Raw genomic sequence first — 13,761 nt, 5'->3', positions numbered from 1 at the left:
TCCCATCGCTCGTGGGTAAAACGGTGATTGTTAGACAGGCAGTTCTCCTGGCTCTGGATCCTTACTTACCCGAACCTTCCCAAGAAATTTTTCATCTCAGTGGCATACCTCGGGTTTGCTCCCCAATACAGTGGCGGGACCGCGCCGGCATCATACCGGACTTCCCTTTTAAGCCCTTGCGGGCACCTGTCCCCATATGCAATTTTTGACAGTTATCTACGGCAATAGTAGCATATTAAAATCAAAACGGTCAATAGCAAAAAACTGCTCTATTTTGTAATCTCAATACAACAGCGCTTTCCGGCAGTTGAGCGGCACAACCACCATTTAATAAGCGGCAATGCCACCATTAAAACAAACATGAGACGAAAGATCTGAAAGGCAACAACTGCGGATAAATCGGCATGCACCATCATCGCCGTCAAGCCCATTTCCGTCAGTCCTCCCGGCGCAGTACTAATGAACGCCGTTACAAAATCAAGTGCGCTGTACCGGGAAATCAGGTAATCAATGCCCAATATTGCGCCAATCACCAAAACAATACTGATAAAACTCGCCAGGAAGGCCTTCTTTTGTTCCACAAGACTCTCGACGTGAATGGCCATTCCCATCCGGATTCCCACACAAACCTGGGCGACAGCAATAACTGCTGGCGGCAGGGCAGGTGCATGAATGCCGTTAAGCACCAATGCTGCTGTTACAACCACAGGAGCCAGCAAATAAGGATTGCTCATGTTGATGCGCTTGCCGAGAAAAACTGCACCGCCAAGGCATACTGCAAACAAAACAAGCACAGGCAAATCACTGACGGCAAAGTAGTTGGCTGTTTTACTTACCGGATCTACCTTGTCGGCAAGACCGTGAAGCACCAAAAACGGCACAAGGAAGACCACTGCCAATACCCTGAGCGTCTGCATCAGTGTTACGGCCGCCGGGTCGGTTCCTTCCACATCTTCACAAACCATTGCCATTTGCGATAATCCGCCCGGCAGGCTTCCGAGCAGACTGGTTCCCAGTCCAATGCCGGTAAAGCGGGAAACGAAATACCCGCCTGTAAGGCAAAGTCCTACGCTGGTTAGCGTTAAAAGCAGCATCAGCGGCAATTGATGCAAAATTTGATAGCCAGTGGCAGGAGTAAACGGGCTTCCCATAATATACCCCAGAACAACCATAGCGGTATTGCGAATGTTGATGGGCCACCGTACACGTTTTTTGAAACCGGCCTGCATGATTACGACAGCGGCCAACGGTCCCAGTGTCCAGGGCAAAGGCATGTGCAGCAGATAAAAGAGACTGCCGCCAACACAGCTCCACAAAAAGGCTGTTAGATAATCTCTCACGCTAATCTTCATCCCCATCTCTGTTTCATCTCTTTATTATATCACGTACCGAAAAACTGCTGTAAAAAACAAAATGACCAAAAAATGGAGTCGCCCATTCTTTGGTCATTGCTTATTCCTGCCGTTTAGAATTGCCTAATATTTAAACCGGTAGCTACAATCGGGACACTCGCATTCATGTTCAAATTCCCAGCAGCATTGAGGACATACATGACAGTCTTCTTCACATTTGTGATGACATTTCGGACATTCGTGAGGAAATTCATGACAGCATTTCGGGCATTTATGGGAATGTTTCTCCTTACACTTCCAGTGAGAATGCTTTTTCTCACAGTCCCATTCAGAATGATGTTCCTCACATTCGCACTTAGAATGCTCTTCCTCATAATCCCACTTAGAATGCTTTTTCTCACAACCACAGTCTCTCTCTGACATACCTTCAAATCCTCCTTTCTTCCTTATTCATTACATAATATGTTTATCATTCACGAAATGTGCTTTTCTTTAGCTAATTGCCCAGCAGGCCTTTTTTGATCTGGGCCGCCACTACTTCCAGCCGTTTGCGCGTATTTGCACCACCGATTTCTTTAGCCGCAAGAGTCAATCGGTCAGGATGTTTGGCGACTGCTACGATCGGCTCCCCATGAATATCCCGGGCAATTTGATTAATGCTCTTCATTCCCAAATGATTAATAAACACAATCCGTACCCCGTCATGCAGCTGCTCGGCAGCAGCTAAGGCCTGAATCGCCAGCCGGGCCTTTTGACCGCAGCCTACAATTAATTCGGTCACGGTTTTAAGCTCTCCACCCAGGCGGTGTAAATTCTCCGGAGACAACACCTCTTCGTTTGTTGCTTCTGACCGGCATGTCTTCGCATCATATTCCACATTTGCCCAGGCATTTGTTATGGTAACCCTTTCCCTGGTAAAATGATAATCCTTCATTTTCATTTCATTCAGCACGACAAACAGTTTGGCCAGGTTAATCCCCGTCATTTTTGCGGCAGGATACCCCGCCTTTTCTTCTTCGCGGCCGGGGCAGGAAAAAACAAAAGCAAATTGGTTCTCACTGCCCTGTTGAAAGTGTACTTGTTGTTGCATATGGCATACTCCTATGACATCAATATCGCTAACAGCACGCTGCTGCGTATCCTACTATGTACGATATGCAACAGCAAAAATCCTTTGCTGCCGTACGGAGCCCGCTAGTGTTAAAATTTATACGTCACTCCGATATCGAGATCATTGCTGCCACCTTTGTGATTCAAGAACAAATAGGAGACATTTAAATAATTCCGGTCATTAATCTGATAGTTAACACCTACTTGCAGCTCCTGAAATCCACGGCCAATTGCCCCTATCGTATAACTTACCCATTCAGACGATAGCTCTTTTTGGGCAATTATCCCCAGGTAGGCACGGGAAGAAGCATCCAAATGCTTGGTCCCCAAAATTCCTCTCATGTCTTCCGAACCATTAAGAGTAAATTGGCCATACAAATTCGTGATATCGTAACCGTTTTTCCAGTTGGCCCCCTGAAGGCCCAACGTAAACGCTTCCCCGATTTTACTTTCAATATAGTAACTCTTAGTCTTATCACCAAAGGATACTCCGGCAGCACTCTCTCCTTCCTCTAAATTATTAACCTGCATAGCCCAGGCCGGCGTGGTACTAGCCACAGTAAGCAGAAATAGGATGAGCATTTTTTGAAAAAACTGCATACTCAACAACTCCTTTTTGCTTTCGGCTTTACCCGGCAAATTCCCCGGTCGGCCTGCTTAAGAAAACTCATAAACTGTTCCAGCTCATTACATGCAGGCACTTGCTGCCTCATTACGATCATAGCCTGCTCCAGACCAAGACCGGATAAATATAAGATCTTATAGGCTTGTTTTATAGATTGCCGGGCACTCTCATCAACACCGGAACGAAGCATGCCGACAAGATTTAACCCGGCAGCATGCGCGGGATTTCCGGCTGCCGTTATATAAGGTGGTACATCCTGGACAACTTTCGAGGCACCGCCGATCATCGCCTTTTGGCCGATTTTGACAAATTGATGAACCCCTGTCAAACCGCCAATTATGGCTTCATCTTCCACCTGGACATGTCCTGCCAGCATCACAGCATTCGATAAAACTACGCCATTGCCGATAACACAATTATGCGCAACATGACTGTAGGCCAAAAGCAGGCAAGCCGATCCAATCCGCGTTTCTTCTCCTTGACCGGTGGCTCTATTAATGGTAACGAACTCACGGATTTGGGTATTATCACCAATCGTCACATAACTTTCTTCACCGGAGTACTTTTTGTCCTGAGGAGTTGAACCGACCGAAGCATAAGGATAAATCCGGCATCCTTCTCCAATAGCAGTTGATTGGCTAATAACTGCATGAGCGCCAATAACCGTATTGCTGCCGATTATCGTATTGTTTGAAATGACTGCATAAGGCCCAACCTCTACATTTGCCCCTAATTGACAATGGGAAGAAATGACTGCAGTCTTATGTATTTTCGATTGTTTTGCTTTTGCGGAGTAGCTTTGCATTGCCGCTAAACACCTCTTTCTATAAAAATTGTGCTCGCCACCTGCAAGTATCCAGAAAATACATTGCCTAATAAGTATCAGAGGAAAACATAATATTCCATTGAGCCATTCTCGTCCGCTGCTCCTTGGATAATTTAGCACTGACGATTTGGAGTTTATTAATTCGGTTCAGCTTTTTGCGTTTTTCTTCCCATGAGCTGGATTTTCGTGAAAGGATTTCCCAGATTTTCTTCTGTGTTTTTAATAAGGACGTAACTACCAGTTTTTTTTGCGTATCTGTAAGATCCAACGACAACATCAAAACAGTCGACTTGTATGAGGCATCATTTACCTGCTGTAATTGTTTTTCAAACTCCAGTTTCTGCTTAGTATCTAAAACTTGCATAATACGGTCACTAGTACTTTTCCGTATATCATTCATTTTGCTTGTATACTGCAAAAGAATGAAAAGATTATTAAAATCGTATATATCATTGCTTCCTTGCTTTTTATGAAATTTTTTCACCTGGCTGTACGATTCGGCAATAATGGCATCAATTTGCTTTTTCTGCTGCGGCGACACATCCAGGCTTATCCATAACGTTTCTTCCGTGATATCCGTTGTAAAATTTGAGCATTGACCTGCAGAAACTCCCCAGAGATTGATTAGCAATAACAGGCATACCAGAAAAGCATATTTCACAACGTTTCTCGACATTCTCCTCCTCCTTTCTTGTACGAATTTTGATTAAATTTGTATTAATTTGTATTTTTTTCACGACCTGAGTCCTATTGTATAATTTCCATATTAAGATCTCTTTTAAATTTTGAATTTTTAATTATTAAATTTTACTATTATTTCCTATTATATTTCCAAGGACTAAAACGACAGCCGGACAGTATTAACTGTCCGGCTGTCGTCTCTATTCCCCTATTTCAGACAAAATTTCTACTGTGCCCCTATCGCCATTAACCCGTATACGCTCACCATCCTTGATTCGGATTGTCGCATCATCCACCCCTGCTACAGCAGGTATTCCATATTCACGGGCAACAACGGCACCATGTGTCATTAGCCCGCCAACCTCGGTAACAATTGCAACTGCTGATTGGAATAAGGGCGTCCAGCCCGGATCCGTTTGCGGAGCAACCAATATTTGTCCTTCCGTAAGCGCTGCATTCTCCGGTTTGAGAATAACACGCGCCACGCCTTCTGCAATACCAGCAGAAACCGGACTGCCAAGCAGCATTCCTTCCGGAATATCCCCGTTAGCAGGAGGAACATTGATGATCTCGCCTTCGCTGGTAAAGACACGGGGCGGTTTTAAATTCTGGTTTCGCTCAAATTCTGCTTTTCGTTTGCTTATCGTATCCCCGGGTGTACCCGGGCCTTCTCCGGCAGCCAGCTCAATCAGCTCTTCGAGACTTAAGAAATAGGCATCCTCAGCTGCTGCCAGTTTTCCGGCTTTTTCTAGTTCCTTGGCTTGTGCCATAATTGCCGCCTTGCATTCATCGAGGATGCGGATGATAAAAAACTTGTGATGCTCCCTAAGCCCCCCCATATAGCGAAATACAACAATCAGCCGGCTGGCCAGCTTTAACCGCAGGGGATTTGTTCTCAGCTTTGACAGAATGCGCACCGCTGCTTCATCCGCTTCCTTCTGGCCTTCGGCAAAACGCTGACGGTGTTCGCCCTGCTTTACACTTTGCATATGGCTGAATATGGCTGCTAACAGCAGTGTCGGCTTTTCGCGCCAGCGCGGCCTCGTCAGATCAATTTCCCCAGGACAGCGCATGCCGTAGCGACCGATAAATTGTTCAAACTGTTGTTTGAACATCGCTCCCCCTTGGGCTTGGGAAAGGCCTGTATAAAAGGTGGGATCAGCCGCTGTTTGCAAATATTCCCTAACTTCCGGCAGGTCCCGCAGCATATCAGCTAAATCTCCAAGCTGCAGCCCCATTTCACTGGTAACATTGCCGGGAAGTGCTTTATTCAGACTGGCAAGTTCCTGTGCATCGCCCAGCCAACGGATAAGCAGCCGTTCCAGCACCTTACCGGCAATAATACCGGGCACCACAAAGGGCATTATGGTAGTAAGGACATCCATGATCACACCGTCTAATTGCCGCTGTACTGTTTTTAAGCGCTCCGCTCCCTGCGCGCCGTTTATTGCCTTCCTTGCCTGTTCCACTTGCTGCTCCATATAGCTTTCAATTGCCGGACCGGCCAGGCGGGGATCTCCCGTACGCAAGAGCCGCCAGGCCTTTTTTACAATAGAAGCGGCTATCTTTGCGGCAGTACCGGTAATAGCTGAACGCCGATTTCCCTTAAAAAAGTCCGGTCGTTTAAGAACAGCAGTCAAAGCCCTGCTCATTGCTTCATCTGCAGCCGTTAGTACTTTGGGAAAAAGGGTGCGCACAATTGGCGAATGCAGAAAATCCGTAACATCAATAAAAATTCTGCTGCCCGCTTCTACAAATACCTGCCGGGGAAATACCGTTCTGAGTACCGATAATCCCAACGGCTTCATTGCATCAGGCATCATTTGAACATGGCCGAAAGACAGCAGCACGCGATGCGGTTGTGGTGATAAATCAGGTAATGGATACAGAGTGGTAATCGGACGGCTTTGGACGATAAAAAACTCTCCCTGGGCCAGGCAAAACTCGATATCCTGCGGCACCTGATAATGTTCCTCAATCTTTTTGCCTAAAGCAGCCAGCGTGATAATTTGCTCATCCGTTAAAGCCTGTGCCATTTGCTGGTCCGGCTCGAGTTCGGTAGTAACAGTCCCACCATCCGGCAGGGAAACCACAGCTAACGTTTTCTGAGCAATCTTTTTGTCCAGTATTTTACCTTCTCTCACCTTATACAAATCAGCTGACACCATTCCTGAGACCAATGCCTCACCCAGGCCAAACCCGGCATCAATCGACACAACCATCCGGTTTCCATTCAGTGGATCGGCAGTAAACAGGATGCCGGATACTTCCGGAATGATCATTTGTTGTACCACAATCGACAAGTACACACTGCGATGATCAAAACCGTTTTTGGCCCGGTAAGCGATGGCCCGGTCAGTAAATAAGGATGCCCAGCATTTTTGCACATGAGCCAAAAGATCATCCTGGCCTTTAATATTTAAATACGTATCCTGCTGACCGGCAAAAGAAGCATTCGGCAAATCTTCAGCAGTTGCACTGGACCGGATGGCATAGGCCTTCCTGCTTCCCTGTTGGTTTATAGCCTCTGTTATTTCCTCCCTTATCGGCAAAGGCATAGTAAGCTGCTGCAAATGCCTGCGAATACGCTCGCCCGCTTGACTGAGCTGTGTTTGATCTTTTACGTCAATATCGTTCAATTCTGCCAGCAGCTGTTCAATTTTAGTACTTGTTGCCAGAAAATCTTTATAGGCTTCTGTAGTAATGCAAAACCCACTGGGAACCGGAAAACCGTTTTGAGTCAATTCGCCAAGATTAGCCCCTTTACCGCCTACCTGGAATAGGTGGGAACGATCTACTTGATCAAAAAACAGTACATAAGGTAACGTCATGAAACATGCACCTCATTTGGCAGTAAGTTTGTGGTCTGCCAAGTATTGTGCCCACCACCGAACCAATCCTATGTACTTTTTGCATAACCGGCCAGCCCCTTGCGAAAGCTAAGCACAGAAGTACACATAGCAGTGTCCCGTCAAGGAGGTGATCCTTTGTCCATTGCGGTTGTCGTTGTCATACGCTCATTTGTTGCTTTTTTTGCCTTATTGCTGCTCGTACGCCTTATGGGAAAACAACAGGTTGCGCAGCTAACCTTTTTTGATTACGTTGTCGGTATTACAATCGGTTCTATTGCCTCCACGCTCTCTGTACAAGTAAATGAAAACCTCTTATCAACATTGGCTGGCCTGGCAACCTGGGCACTCCTGGCTATCCTGATGGCCTCTATCAGTATGCACAGCAAAAGGTTCCGCACCATCGTAGACGGCAGCGCAACCCTTGTCATTGCAAATGGAAAGATTTTAGAGGATAAGCTGCATCAAATTCGCATTCCTATTGAGCAGCTCTTATCCGAGCTTCGAACGCAGGGTATCTTTAACATTGCCGAGGTAGAATACGCCCTGTTTGAAGCTGGCGGAAAAATCAGTGTACAAAAAAAATCACAAAATCAGCCAGTCACACCCAACCAGCTCAACATTCCTGTCCCCTATCAGGGGATGCCAGTCAATCTCGTCCTGGACGGCATAGTCCTTCCCGAATCCCTGCATTCTCTTGGTATCAGCCAAGCCTGGCTGATACATCAGCTCGGCAAGCGGAACATTCAGGATATCAGCGAAGTGTCTTTAGCCCAATTGGATACCGCAGGAGTGTTGTACGTTGACCTAAAAGGAGATAAACCATGCTTTACAATACCCACAACAGATTAAAGAAATGCGTCCTTACTGCCGTGCTGCTCAGTGTCTTGCTGCTTTCCTGCTCGTGCACGCTGCTGACCAAACCCCTTGATAACCGTACCGGCTTTACTTCCGCTTTAGCACAAGTGGAAACAAGCATCAAAAATGATGACTGGCAGCAGGCCAAAACTAGTCTGGAAACCTCCAAAAAAGCCTGGAACAAAATGAAACCGCTTCTGCAGGTGGATATTGATCATGACTACATCAAGGATATTGAAGACGGTTTTGTCAAGTTAGATGGCTATGTAGCAACTAAAGACAAACCAAACTCGCTTGTGGCGGTACTGCTTGTGAAGCATACCTGGGGAAATATCGGTTTGTTCTAATAATCCCCGCTCTGTCCCTCGCTGGCAAACCACTCGGCCAGCAATACTTTCAGATCAAAAACATGAGCCTTCAACTGCAGATCAGGCTGCCAGTCTTTCAGCACTTTTACTAAAGCATCATCTTCCAGTGCCAGCAATTTGATAAGATATTCATCAACAAGAGTCTGTACCTTAGCTATCACCTCAACCGTATAGTGGGGATGGTACAACTGCAAAATCGCCATATTCAGAGCATCGGACAAGACTTCTCCCACCATAGCGCAAGCCAAATTTTCGGGCTGCTGAAAAGCCAGCCGGAAAAAACGTTCTACATGGCCGGACACAATCGTAATACCATGGAGCTCAGTTAATTCTGCCCGAACGTCCTCTAATTTTAGTAAAGCACTTTTTTCTTGTATCCGGTTAAAATCGCTAAGTCTGATGTACTCTTTTTGCAGCTTAGCAATTTTACGCAATGTTAATTCTGAGGTCATTTTCACCGTTCCTTATTATTCTTATGTATTGGAAAATATTCAGTATATGAGTAGTGAAATCCTTTAATAATACTAAAAAGGACTTACCGTCTCGGTAAGTCCTTGCTATTTCAATTTAAACCCAAAATGTCGTCCGTTTCTATGTCCAAACCTGCTTTTTTCGCAGGGTGGGTATCATAAGCCTGCTTTTGTCATCCATTCCAAGATGGCCCGACAGCCGCATAACTATCCGATTCCCAAATTTCTCATGTAGGTTGGACATATCAACTCTTACGAGCATTCCAGGCATTGTTGCTGCCAACAATAGATATCTTATCACAGGCAGCTCTGTAAGACAAATTCGTTTAAAGCCGGCTATCGGTGTAAACAAACGAATTCAACCGGCCTATTGGCTGGCCGCGTAAGTATGCTTTATTTTTCGTTAGGAATCACAGTGAGTTTCTTTTTCGATATGGTTGCCTGTTCCTTGCCGTCTGCCCCGCCATGAGTATAGCCAACAACATCAAAATGTTCACAAAGGCGCATCGCCAATTCTTCATAATTTGCTGCTTTGCCCCGCATACAGGATGATAAATGCACTACCTCTACACCGTTTTTTATCATCATCTCAATTTTACGTTCAATATCACCACCGGCATGCGAAAACGTAACTAGCTCGGCATCATTTCCGTATCCGTCAAAAGCATCCTTCCTCTGAAAAAATGCGTTCAGGCAACCTTTGCCCGTACAGCGCTGCATGGTTTCTTCTCTCACTAAAATAGCAATTTTCATAAGTCACCCCTTATAGCTATTCTAACATGAATCAGACCTAACAGAAAAGCATGTCCGTAATCACAAAACATGCGGGAATCAAAAAAGCCTAAGAAGCCAGCAGCTTCTTAGGCTTAAAAAACACTTATCTAACTATTTGAAATGAGCAACAGCCTTTTCAATCGCCTCTTCCAGCTCATCCCAGGCTTTTTCTGTTCCAGTCTTGATTTCATCCCAGGCCTGCTCGCCAGATACTTTCAGCTTTTCATATTTTACGGCAAGCTCTTCCCGTTTCGTTTCGAGGCTATCGATCTGCGATAAATACTCCGTTTTCATCTCTTCCCGAATATCCGCAGCTTTTGCTTCCAGCTCCGTCAGCTTTGCATCATATTCCAGCAGTTTTTCTTCCAGTTTCTTTATATATAGTTGTCTTTTTTCCATGTTTCCTTCCTCCCAGCGATTAAACTTTTTCTATAAAGATGGTTAGTTAATTTAAGTCTTTATCCCTAAAATACCGGATACCCCTAACGGTTAAGCTGGCTTCAAGGCCTTTATCAGTTAATTGATACATCCAGGTATCAGGTCCTGCTGAAACAGCTCCCTCCAGGGAATCCCCATTGACACTGTCAGTTGCCGCAATTGTAGCCTGTCCACCCAAGTCCCAGCCGCTGTCGGCAAAATCAGCAAGTGCCTTCTCTGTCTCAAACACAAAAAGTACGTTATATTTTTTTACTCCCAGCCCCAGGCCAACTTGTACTGCCCCGGTTTTCATAAAAGTCTCCTGGCCGGTGCTGTTGTTTACAGCCATCCCTTTGCCGCCCCCACCTCCTAAGAAGCCCAGTTTAACATCAGTAATGGAAAATGCGGCATAGCCTGCGGCATTAGCAACCACATCTCTGGCCTTAGGTTGAACACGATAAATTTCATCCAGCGTTTCTCTCGTCATATTGCGGATAGCCTGACGTTTTTCTCCTACCGTCGCTGCACTGACAGCGCCGGCCATCATGCTCAGCATGATCATAGCCACTAGAAAAGCTTTCATAAATATTCCCAAGCGCATAAGACTTACCTCCTTTTTCACTCTATAACCAGTTCTTCATCCCCCTCATATTTCCGAGATGTACAAAAGATAATAGGGTTTCATTATCAGTAACTTGCACTAGATTATAGTTAAATTATAGTGGATATTCCATTTTTCGTCAATGATATGTTTTATCATAAGATAGTCATTATCCGCTCGGAATCCGCACGATAAAACTCCTGCCCGATTTTACTTGGCAGGAGTTTTATTATCCTATGCCTTAGCAGGCAGTGCAAAGGCACTATAGTTAAATTCAGCAATTGCAGTTTCTGGAAACGCATTTTCCCTGTTTTCAGCCGCAGCTGCTTCTTCATCCTGATGAATGCAGCTGATAATTTGGTAGCCTTCCGGGGTTAAGTTATACCAGTTATGCCGGCCTGCTTCATAAGAATCTACCAAATGCCGCGCTTTCAAACTGCGAAGAATATTGCTCATTTGCTGCCGGTTATCTTTTTCTAGCCTCTTAAGGATCTCAGTCGGTGTAATCCGCGGCTTCTCAGCAATACAGGCTAATACCGACTTCTCCAGACCGGTTAAATTCATAATCGTTAAATCCAGCTGACACAAGGTAATTAGCTCTTCAATCAGGACAAGCAGCCCCCGTGCCATTCCGATATTATAATCTTTTGTCCATTCGGTTTCCCGTGTTCCGGCACCGGCTGTATAGTTCCGTACATCCCAGCCAGGCCGTTCTTTATGAGTTGAACGATGAATAGAATGGGCAAGCAGCTGAATGATACCAATCAAAGCCTCCTGAGCCTCAGGACTATCACTGCAGTCCTGCCATTGCCGTATATATTCTGCCAGTTCGGCTTCATTACAAGGCTTCGCAATGCTGATCGCATAACTCAGCCATACACACATACCCGTATGATACATAGCAATATGAGTAATTTCCTGTTCCGCGATACTTTGCTCCAGCGGCAGGCCGATATCATCTAATGCTTCGACCAATTGTTTTTTATTTGCTAATTTCCGGCTTACGCCAACTACTTCTTGGGTGAGGGAAAATAAAATTTTACCGGCCCCGGGGTCAACTGCATAGCTTCTTTGCCACTGAGAAAACCGCAAAGCTCTCACCTGCCTTCACCTCCACTGTAGTATATGTTCCATCCTCCCGATAGTTCACTAATTGTTCACTTTTTATTCACCCCGGTCTGCTCTTGTCTGGCCGCGCAGCATTTCTTCCAACGTATAGATTCGTGCCGTTTCGTGTGTCTTAAATACTTTCTTTATCAACGGAAAATGAGCAAGACCACGCAAATTTTCACCGCCAACTTGTGCTGAACCGGGATTATTGCACAGGAATACCACTGCGCCGCAGCCCTCACTTAGCTCTTGCATCTTCCGTATGAACTTGCCCCCGGCTGGATTTGGCGTCATGGAAATAACAAAAACAACATCAACCTGCCTGTCGATTAAGATTTCATCGATACTGAAATTAATGAGATCCACACAAATTAAAAATGCGATTCGCCCCAGCAAAGTATCAAACAGCACAATATCTCTTTTATCATATGCATTCTGTTCAGTCCCGCTCTTCTCCACAAACACAGGCAGCTCAGCCTGGTTTTTATCACTTTTATGAATAATAAAACGGTTCATTTTATACAGATCATAGAGCGTGCTGCCCTCATGATTGACAACTTGAGCGTAATTATAAATCCGTTCCCGATTCTGCGGCTGTGAACTGATATCCCCTTCACAAACATGAAAAGAACCGGTTATGGCAAATATAAGCTGCTTTCGCTTTTGCCGCTTAATGACAGCAATCATTTCTTTTTGCGCATCAATCGGAGTAGACAGCTCGGGCGCCATAATAAAATTGATCTCCGTCTTATCAGTTATAATCGTCCGGAATTTTTTTGTGTATTCACTGCGCTTATTGCTCCGTATATTGGCAAAGGAAAAAATGTAATTTCCATCATCACTATCTTTCAGTGACAGCACATAATCGTTAAGCAGAGAAAAGTTATAAGAGAAGAAGCAAAAACTAAGGTTGCCTACATAGTTATCAATATCTGCCCAGCGCTTTGATAAACTGATGTATTTATGGGTTACATTATAATAGGGGTACTCTTCCCGTACCAGAAAAAAATAGACCTTCTTCCTCAGCAATATATAATTGGGATCAACGATTGCTTCAAAGCGCTCTAAATAAGCCTTTATCGATGAATCGACCCGGTAAAGCAGCGGTCCCCGGATTGTAGGAATCGGTGCCAGATTTCTCCCGAAATAAGAATCATGCTGCTGCAGCTTTCTAAGCTCTTTCATCGTATTACTTAAAAAGAAGAGCCAGTTCACTGCCACCAGTAGAATATCATTTGCCGTTTGACAACTGGCAACCGTCTGCTTAAACAGCTTAATAACAAGCTGCAGATAATCGCTGGAATTTACCGGATACACCGTCAGTTCCCCTTCGGGCAAATGACGGAATAATAGATTGTCTACTTTATCCTTAATCTGTTCATCATTAAATTCATTGCAAATCGTTTCGTAATCGGCATAATTTACGTTATCAAGATGGTAGTATAAATTAGCATAAAAATCAAAAACCGAAGTAAAGGTAAGTTCCTCACTGCAGTCACATTCCGGCACACATGCCTGTAATTGCACAATACGAATCTTGTTGCAATTTTTGCATAAGAAGGATTTTTTAAGCTGTGCCAATTCCCTATTGCCCACGACTACTCCTCCGGCAGTTTTTATACCTATATGTACCGGGCCATAGAGATTATGCGTCAAATTTCATTCCATCCGTATTCACCCTGGGATTGCCACTAAGATGACAAAATAATCATAAAAAAGA

The 13,761-nt window shown here is 44.9% G+C and carries 14 protein-coding genes, 1 other RNA gene and 1 riboswitch; of the genes, 2 read left to right on the top strand and 13 right to left on the bottom strand.

Translation table 11 applies throughout. The features are described from left to right. Positions 1-20: 20 nt before the first annotated feature. Positions 21-205: riboswitch (cobalamin riboswitch) on the bottom strand. Positions 206-269: 64 nt separating this feature from the next. The 6 genes from EV210_RS11915 to EV210_RS11890 all read right to left on the bottom strand — a co-directional run bounded on the left by EV210_RS11915 (position 270) and on the right by EV210_RS11890 (position 7,425). Further along, on the bottom strand, positions 270-1,340 hold the full coding sequence (locus EV210_RS11915) for an AbrB family transcriptional regulator (protein WP_243650532.1): 1,071 nt from the start codon (positions 1,338-1,340) through the stop codon (positions 270-272). Positions 1,341-1,848: 508 nt separating this feature from the next. Further along, positions 1,849-2,442, bottom strand: coding sequence for a hypothetical protein (locus EV210_RS11910; protein ID WP_132080531.1), 594 nt, complete (start codon positions 2,440-2,442; stop codon positions 1,849-1,851). 110 nt (positions 2,443-2,552) lie between these two features. Further along, positions 2,553-3,062, bottom strand: a complete 510-nt coding sequence (locus tag EV210_RS11905) for a hypothetical protein (RefSeq protein ID WP_132080528.1) — start codon at positions 3,060-3,062, stop codon at positions 2,553-2,555. 2 nt (positions 3,063-3,064) lie between these two features. Further along, entirely contained in the window at positions 3,065-3,892 is an 828-nt protein-coding gene (gene lpxA, locus EV210_RS11900; protein ID WP_132080525.1) for an acyl-ACP--UDP-N-acetylglucosamine O-acyltransferase, read from the bottom strand. 67 nt (positions 3,893-3,959) lie between these two features. Continuing rightward, entirely contained in the window at positions 3,960-4,589 is a 630-nt protein-coding gene (locus tag EV210_RS11895; RefSeq protein WP_132080522.1) for a hypothetical protein, read from the bottom strand. A 205-nt stretch (positions 4,590-4,794) separates the two neighbouring features. Next, positions 4,795-7,425: a phosphoenolpyruvate synthase gene (locus EV210_RS11890; protein ID WP_132080519.1), complete on the bottom strand. Its 2,631-nt coding sequence runs from the start codon at positions 7,423-7,425 to the stop codon at positions 4,795-4,797. A 156-nt stretch (positions 7,426-7,581) separates the two neighbouring features. Here EV210_RS11890 and EV210_RS11885 point away from each other — a divergent pair, with 156 nt between their 5' ends. Together EV210_RS11885 and EV210_RS11880 are read left to right on the top strand one after the other, a co-directional pair. After that, positions 7,582-8,295, top strand: coding sequence for a DUF421 domain-containing protein (locus tag EV210_RS11885; protein ID WP_132080515.1), 714 nt, complete (start codon positions 7,582-7,584; stop codon positions 8,293-8,295). After that, complete coding sequence (locus EV210_RS11880; protein WP_132080512.1) at positions 8,268-8,648, top strand: DUF4363 family protein; 381 nt, start codon at positions 8,268-8,270, stop codon at positions 8,646-8,648. Before EV210_RS11885 ends, EV210_RS11880 begins: the two co-directional genes overlap by 28 nt. Here EV210_RS11880 and EV210_RS11875 read toward each other — a convergent pair. From EV210_RS11875 to EV210_RS11845, 7 genes are all read right to left on the bottom strand, one after another. Beyond that, a complete protein-coding gene (locus tag EV210_RS11875; protein ID WP_132080510.1) occupies positions 8,645-9,121 on the bottom strand; it encodes a hypothetical protein in 477 nt (158 codons plus the stop codon). The two genes, EV210_RS11880 and EV210_RS11875, sit on opposite strands and share 4 nt — an antisense overlap. 114 nt (positions 9,122-9,235) lie before the next feature. Then, a non-coding RNA gene (gene ssrS / locus EV210_RS11870) (6S RNA) lies at positions 9,236-9,412 on the bottom strand. 120 nt (positions 9,413-9,532) lie between these two features. Continuing rightward, positions 9,533-9,892: a CGGC domain-containing protein gene (locus tag EV210_RS11865; RefSeq protein WP_132080507.1), complete on the bottom strand. Its 360-nt coding sequence runs from the start codon at positions 9,890-9,892 to the stop codon at positions 9,533-9,535. A gap of 132 nt (positions 9,893-10,024) precedes the next feature. Continuing rightward, the gene (locus EV210_RS11860) at positions 10,025-10,312 is read right to left on the bottom strand and encodes a sll1863 family stress response protein (RefSeq protein ID WP_132080504.1); all 288 of its coding nucleotides are present in this window, start codon (positions 10,310-10,312) and stop codon (positions 10,025-10,027) included. A gap of 46 nt (positions 10,313-10,358) precedes the next feature. After that, complete coding sequence (locus EV210_RS11855; protein ID WP_132080501.1) at positions 10,359-10,931, bottom strand: lipid-binding SYLF domain-containing protein; 573 nt, start codon at positions 10,929-10,931, stop codon at positions 10,359-10,361. A 234-nt stretch (positions 10,932-11,165) separates the two neighbouring features. Beyond that, positions 11,166-12,032, bottom strand: coding sequence for a MarR family winged helix-turn-helix transcriptional regulator (locus tag EV210_RS11850; protein WP_132080498.1), 867 nt, complete (start codon positions 12,030-12,032; stop codon positions 11,166-11,168). Positions 12,033-12,095: 63 nt separating this feature from the next. Beyond that, on the bottom strand, positions 12,096-13,637 hold the full coding sequence (locus EV210_RS11845) for a carbon-nitrogen hydrolase family protein (protein WP_132080495.1): 1,542 nt from the start codon (positions 13,635-13,637) through the stop codon (positions 12,096-12,098). Positions 13,638-13,761 lie beyond the last annotated feature (124 nt).

Source organism: Anaerospora hongkongensis (assembly GCF_004339805.1).
GTDB classification, from domain to species: Bacteria; Bacillota; Negativicutes; order Sporomusales; family DSM-15969; genus Anaerospora; species Anaerospora hongkongensis.
This window is presented reverse-complemented; position numbering and strand designations above follow the sequence as displayed.

Bases quoted from the DNA above. Each gene is read 5' to 3' on its own strand.
- EV210_RS11910 (WP_132080531.1), bottom strand. From the start codon at position 2,442: ATGCAACAACAAGTACACTTTCAACAGGGCAGTGAGAACCAATTTGCT.
- EV210_RS11905 (WP_132080528.1), bottom strand. From the start codon at position 3,062: ATGCAGTTTTTTCAAAAAATGCTCATCCTATTTCTGCTTACTGTGGCT.
- lpxA (WP_132080525.1), bottom strand. From the start codon at position 3,892: ATGCAAAGCTACTCCGCAAAAGCAAAACAATCGAAAATACATAAGACT.
- EV210_RS11895 (WP_132080522.1), bottom strand. From the start codon at position 4,589: ATGTCGAGAAACGTTGTGAAATATGCTTTTCTGGTATGCCTGTTATTG.
- EV210_RS11890 (WP_132080519.1), bottom strand. From the start codon at position 7,425: ATGACGTTACCTTATGTACTGTTTTTTGATCAAGTAGATCGTTCCCAC.
- EV210_RS11880 (WP_132080512.1), top strand. From the start codon at position 8,268: ATGCTTTACAATACCCACAACAGATTAAAGAAATGCGTCCTTACTGCC.
- EV210_RS11875 (WP_132080510.1), bottom strand. From the start codon at position 9,121: ATGACCTCAGAATTAACATTGCGTAAAATTGCTAAGCTGCAAAAAGAG.
- EV210_RS11865 (WP_132080507.1), bottom strand. From the start codon at position 9,892: ATGAAAATTGCTATTTTAGTGAGAGAAGAAACCATGCAGCGCTGTACG.
- EV210_RS11860 (WP_132080504.1), bottom strand. From the start codon at position 10,312: ATGGAAAAAAGACAACTATATATAAAGAAACTGGAAGAAAAACTGCTG.
- EV210_RS11855 (WP_132080501.1), bottom strand. From the start codon at position 10,931: ATGCGCTTGGGAATATTTATGAAAGCTTTTCTAGTGGCTATGATCATG.